Genomic DNA, 5,640 nt, shown 5'->3' with positions numbered 1-5,640 from the left:
GCTGGGCGGGCTCGAAGCGCAGAGCGATCAGCTGCAGGGCCGCGTCGAGGTCGAGCGGGTGACCGCGCAGGACCGGCTCGCCGCCTTCGAGACGCCGACCAAGGGCTACACGATGGTCAATGCATCGCTGTCGGTGAAGCCTTTCCCCGGCAACGACAGCACCATCCTCCTCTCCGCCAACAACATCTTCGACGTCGACGCCCGCCGCCACGCGAGCTTCCTCAAGGACTTCGCGCCGCTCGCCGGACGCGATCTTAGGGTGACCGCGCGCGTCTCCTTCTGATCCGCCTCCTCGACAGGTGGAGGAGCGCGCCTTAGGCTCGCCCCTCTGCCTGCCGAGGATGATGATGAACGCCGGCCTCAAAGCCATTCTTGCCGCCCTTTTGCTGAGCGCGTCGGCGCCGGCGCTTGCCGCCACGCCGGCCGAAGTGCTTGCTAATACGACGCTTCAGTCGGGCCTGCTCCCGGTCCATGTCGACAGGAAGGGCGGACGCATCCTCCTCTCCCTCCCCGCCCCCGACAAAGAGGGGATATCGGGCCGCTTCATCTACATCTCCTCGCTGAAAACCGGCCTCGGCTCCGCGCCGGCGGGCCTGGACAGGGCGCTGAGCGGCGGCTCCAAGCTCCTGGTCTTCCGCCGCGTCGGCAAGAAGGTGATCGCCGAGGTGGAGAATCCCCGCTTCCGCGCTTCGAACGCGCCCGCCCCCGAACAGGCGGCGGCGCGGGAATCCTTTGCCTATTCGACGCTCTGGACCGGCGACGTTGCGGCCGAGACCGCCGACGGGCGGCTGCTGGTGGACGTATCGAGCTTCCTCACCCGCGATGCGATGGGGATCGCGCAGGCGCTGAAGGGCGCGGGCGAAAAGGGCTTCGCGATGTCGGGCGACCTCACCGTCGCCGATCCCAACTCGGTGAAGGTGTTCCCCGACAATATCGAGATGGAGGCGCGGCAGACCTTCGTTTCCAGCGAGCCCGGGGCCGAAGTGAACAACATCGCGCCCGCGGCCGGGAACCTCAGCTTCATCGTCCGCCATTCGCTCGTTCGGCTGCCGGAGGCGGGTTACCGGGTCCGCCGCTTCGATCCCCGGGCGGGCAGCTTCTCGACGCAGGTGCTCGATTATGCGGCGCCGCTCGGCCAGCAGATCGTCCAGAACCTCTCCAACCGCTTCCGGCTGGAGAAGGTGGATCCCTCGGCGCCTCGCTCGCGGGTGAAGAAGCCGATCGTCTTCTACATCGACCGCTCGGCGCCGGAGCCGATCCGCACGGCGCTCTTCGAAGGCGCGTCCTGGTGGAAGCAGGCGTTCGAAGCGGCCGGCTACATCGATGCCTATCGGGTCGAGATGCTGCCCGACGGCGTCGACCCGCTCGACGTCAGGTATAATGTCGTCAACTGGGTGAACCGCGCCACCCGCGGCTGGTCCTACGGCCAGGTGATCGAAGATCCGCGCACCGGCGAGATCATTAAGGGGCAGGTGCTGCTGGGTTCGCTCCGGGTGCGCCAGGACATGCTGATCTTCGAAGGCCTCGTCGGCGCCGACAAGGTCGGCAGCGGCGGGCCGAACGATCCGATCGTCGCCTCGCTCGCGCGGCTTCGGCAGCTTGCAGCCCACGAGGTGGGCCATGCGCTCGGCTTCGAGCACAATTTCGCGGCGAGCACGCAGGGGCGCTATTCCGTGATGGATTATCCGGCGCCGCGGGTGGGGCTGGCGGACGGGCGCCCCGACCTCAAGGATGCATATGGCGTGGGTCTCGGCCGCTGGGACATGTTCGTGGTCGACTGGCTCTACGGAACCGACAGCGACGCCGAGGCGCAGCGCAAGGCCGAGGCTGCGGTCGCGGAAGGCCTTCGCTACGTCGCCGACAGCGATGCGCGCCCGACCGGCTCCGGCCAGCCGTGGGGCGCGATCTGGGACGATTTCGGGCAGCCGGTGGCGGAGCTCGAGCGGATGCTTCAGGTCCGGCGCGCCGCAGTCGCGAATTTCGGTGTCGGCGCGCTGGCGGCCAACGAGCCGGTGTCGAACCTCAGGCGCAAGTTCGTCCCCATCTGGCTGCTTCACCGCTACCAGGTCGAAGCGGCCGCAAAGGCGGTGGGCGGGGTCGATTTCGCTTATTCCGTGCGCGGCGACGGGCGGGAGGCCTCTCCCATCGTGGACGATGCTACGCAGCGGCGGGCGCTGGACGCCCTGCTGGCCACGCTGAGCCCCGCGGAGCTCGAAGTCCCCGCCTCGCTCCTTCCGCACCTCTCCGCCGGCTGGCCCGGCAATTACGACCGGCAGTTCGAGATCGAGATCTTCCGGACCGCCGGCGGCCCCGTCTTCGATCCGCTCGCGGCGAGCGAGGCCGCAGCGGCGGTGACCCTGAACGCGCTGCTCGCCCCCGAGCGTCTCAACCGCCTCCAGATCCAGAACGGACAGAATGCAGGCGCGCTTGGAGCGGGGGAGCTGATCGACAGGCTGATCGCCGCCACCTTCGCGGCCGAGCCGAACGGAAGCTCCCGAGCCGCCGTCCAGCGCCGCGTCGCCCATGCGGCTGCGCTGGCGCTGGCGCGGGTGCAGCGGGACCCCGCACTCTCCCCCACCCTCGCCGCCGCGATCGACAGCCGCCTCGTCCGGCTTGCCGATAGCCTTGAGAAGCGGCGTGGGTCGGATGCGGAGCGGGATTGGAGCCGCGGCCTTGCCCGGCTCCTCCGGGACCGCGAAGCGCTGGACAAGGCACTGGCCGAGCCCGCCCGGGCGCCGCGCATCCCGCCGGGAATGCCGATCGGCGGCGGCGAGAGCGACTGGTTTTCGGAATAGCTCCCTCGTTTCGATTCGCTTCGCCGCATAAGCCTCACGTTTCGTCGGGTGCTTAACCTATTCAGCTGACAGCCAGTCCTAGATTCATATGATGAAATCCTTGGGGCTTAAGGTGTTAGTGGAGGGGCAAGTGAGCGTATCGCACCGCAAATCGAGGAAATCGGCGCGCCGGGAGCATCTGGCGATCTTCTCCTTCGCAGCGTTCGCAGGCGCTGTGATGCTGGGCGGAGCGGCGCCGGTCCCGGCAAAACCGGCGGGCCAGGGTTATGGCGCTCAGCCTCCGATGTTCCTTGCGGCGCAGCGCGTGCTCGACGCGCGCATCGAGAGCCTCGGCCGCGACTTTTCCGGCGACGTCGGCATTGCCGTCAAGGATCTCCAGACCGGCTACGTCACCCATTATGACGGCAATTCGCACTTTCCCCAGCAGAGCGTCAGCAAATTCTGGGTGACGCTGACGGCGCTCGACAAGGCGGACCGGGGCGAGCTCAGCATCAACAGCCCGGTGACGGTCCGGAAGTCCGATCTGACGCTCTTCAACCAGCCGATCGCCGCCCAGGTGGGTGCGAACGGCTACACCACCACCCTGTCCGAGCTGATGCGGCGGGCGATGCAGCAGAGCGACAATACCTGCAACGACTTCGTCCTCTGGCGCGCCGGCGGACCCGAGGCGGTCCGCGATTTCCTTGCGCGAAAGGGCATAAACGGTGTCCGTTTCGGCCCCGGCGAGCGCATCATGCAGAGCCGCATAGCGGGCATGGAGTGGAATTCGTCGATGGCGGGAAGCGGCTTCTACGCGGCCCGTAACAAGGTTCCCGCGAGCGTGCGGCGTGCGGCATTCGAGCGCTACGTCTCCGATCCGGTCGACGGCGCGACTCCGGTCGGGATCGTCGACGCGCTCGGCAAGCTCCAGCGGGGCGAGCTGCTCTCGCCTTCCTCCACCGACAAGCTGCTCCGCATCATGTCGAACACCCGCACCGGGCCGCAGCGGCTGAAGGGCGGCCTCGCTCCCGGCTGGTCGCTTGCGCACAAGACGGGCACCGGGCAGGTCTTCGGCCCCGTCCAGTCCGGCTATAACGACATCGGCATCCTGACGGCGCCGGACGGCAGCGCCTATGCGGTCGCGGTGATGATCCGCAGGACGACCGTGCCGATCCCGACGCGCATGCAGCTTATGCAGAACGTCACCCGCGCGGTCGCCGATTACCAGCGCAACGTCCAGGCCTACAGCCTCACCCGCAGCAACTATGGCGGCCCGACGCGCGGCAGCAATTGAACCGGAATCAAATCTGGCCGGGCCATCCGCCGGCGGTTAAGCTCGGCGGATGGCAAGGCCGCAATCCCCTGATTACGACAGGCGCCGCGATGGCATCGTCGGCGCGGCCGCCGAGCTTTACGCCAAGCGCGGCTTCCTTGGAGCATCGGTGGCGGACCTCGCCAAGGCCTGCGGCACATCAAAGGCGCTGATCTACCACTATTTCCCGTCGAAGGACGACATCCTATACGAGGTGATGGCGGCGCATCTCGACGATCTTGTCGACGCCGCCGACGATGCGATGCAGTCGGGCGACGCCCGCGACCGGCTGCGGGCGCTGACGATGGCTTTCATGCGCCTCTATGTCGGCGCCCGGCATAGCCACAAGGTGCTCCTCAACGAGCTCGACAACCTGCCGCCGGAGCGCCGGGCGGAGGTGGTCGCCAAGCAGCGGCGGATCATCGCCGTCGTGGAGACGCTGGTGCGCGAGATCCGGCCCGACGCCAACCCTGTCGTGCTGCCGCTCAGCATGCTCTTCTTCGGGATGATCAACTGGACCCACACCTGGTTCCGGCCGGGAGGCGACGTCTCGCCCGAGCAGCTCGCAAGCCTCGCGGTCGACATGGCCCTGAACGGATTGGGCGGGCTGGAGCCCGATCAGCCGGGCTGAACGGCCGGGAATTCGAGCCGGAACACCGCCCCCGGGCCCGGGCCAAGCACGCGCGCATTGCCGCCGTGAGCCTGCATGATCTCGCGGACGAGGTGCAGGCCGAGCCCGCACCCGTCCCGGTCCCAGCGCTCGCGGTGGAACGGCTCGAAGATGCGCTCGCGAGCCTCGACGGGCACGCCCTGCCCCTGATCGATCACATCGATCCGCCCGTCGGCGTGGATTCGGACGTCGAGGCTGCCGGCACCACCGCCGTGGGCGACCGCATTGCCGAGAAGGTTGCCGAGTGCCCTCGAGATCGCATGCGCGTCGCCGTCCACCTTGACGCTTTCGCGCTCGGCATCGAAGGTCAGGTCATAGCCGTTGGCAACCGCGAGGGGTGCGATGTCGGCGACCGCGGCGCGTGAAAGCTCGACGAGATCCACCTGCTCCCGCCGTCGGGCGGCAAGCGTCAGCCGCTCGGCGTCCAGCATCTGGCCGACCATCTGCCCGAGCCTGAACACCGTCCGCTGCAGATCGGGCTTCACTCCTCCGTCCGGGAGCTTGTCGACATGCATGTTGAGGACCGCGAGCGGCGTTCGAAGCTCATGCGCGACGTCGGCGATGAAGCGCCTCCGCCGCTCGAACGCCTCCGCGACGCGGTCCAGGGCGGCGTTGAAGGCGCGGATCAGGGGCAGCAACTGCTTCACCACGCCCTTCTCGGGCAGGCGCCGGGAGATGTCGGCGGGGTCGAGCTCCGCCGCCGCGCGCGTCGAGGGGCGGATGCTTCCGAGCAGGACGGGGATTGCGAACAACGCGCCGGCCGCGGTCAGCGCGCCGCTGAGGAGCGGCATCCAAAAGAAATCGAAATAGCGCATGATGTTGAAGTAGGTTCGGAAGTCGATGTCGCCGGCAACGACGCCGCCCGCAGCCACCAGCGCCTTGCC

At 68.2% G+C, this 5,640-nt stretch carries 4 protein-coding genes and 1 pseudogene; 4 read left to right on the top strand and 1 reads right to left on the bottom strand.

Going from position 1 to position 5,640, the window contains the following annotated elements; all coding sequences use genetic code 11:
- The 4 genes and pseudogenes from VF662_RS04720 to VF662_RS04705 form a co-directional block, all read left to right on the top strand.
- Positions 1-283 (top strand): annotated as a pseudogene (locus VF662_RS04720) (TonB-dependent receptor); the annotation flags it as partial.
- Positions 284-347: 64 nt separating this feature from the next.
- The gene (locus tag VF662_RS04715) at positions 348-2,795 is read left to right on the top strand and encodes a zinc-dependent metalloprotease (RefSeq protein ID WP_464138292.1); all 2,448 of its coding nucleotides are present in this window, start codon (positions 348-350) and stop codon (positions 2,793-2,795) included.
- 130 nt (positions 2,796-2,925) lie between these two features.
- A complete protein-coding gene (gene bla, locus VF662_RS04710) occupies positions 2,926-4,068 on the top strand; it encodes a class A beta-lactamase (RefSeq protein WP_464138288.1) in 1,143 nt (380 codons plus the stop codon).
- Between the two features lie 49 nt (positions 4,069-4,117).
- On the top strand, positions 4,118-4,717 hold the full coding sequence (locus VF662_RS04705) for a TetR/AcrR family transcriptional regulator (RefSeq protein WP_464138285.1): 600 nt from the start codon (positions 4,118-4,120) through the stop codon (positions 4,715-4,717).
- On the opposite strand, the gene VF662_RS04700 is transcribed toward VF662_RS04705, so the two are convergent.
- On the bottom strand, positions 4,705-5,640 hold a 936-nt coding region (locus VF662_RS04700), incomplete at its 5' end, for a sensor histidine kinase (protein WP_464138281.1). The two genes, VF662_RS04705 and VF662_RS04700, sit on opposite strands and share 13 nt — an antisense overlap.

This window comes from Allosphingosinicella sp., assembly GCF_036387215.1.
GTDB lineage: Bacteria > Pseudomonadota > Alphaproteobacteria > Sphingomonadales > Sphingomonadaceae > Allosphingosinicella.
This window is presented reverse-complemented; position numbering and strand designations above follow the sequence as displayed.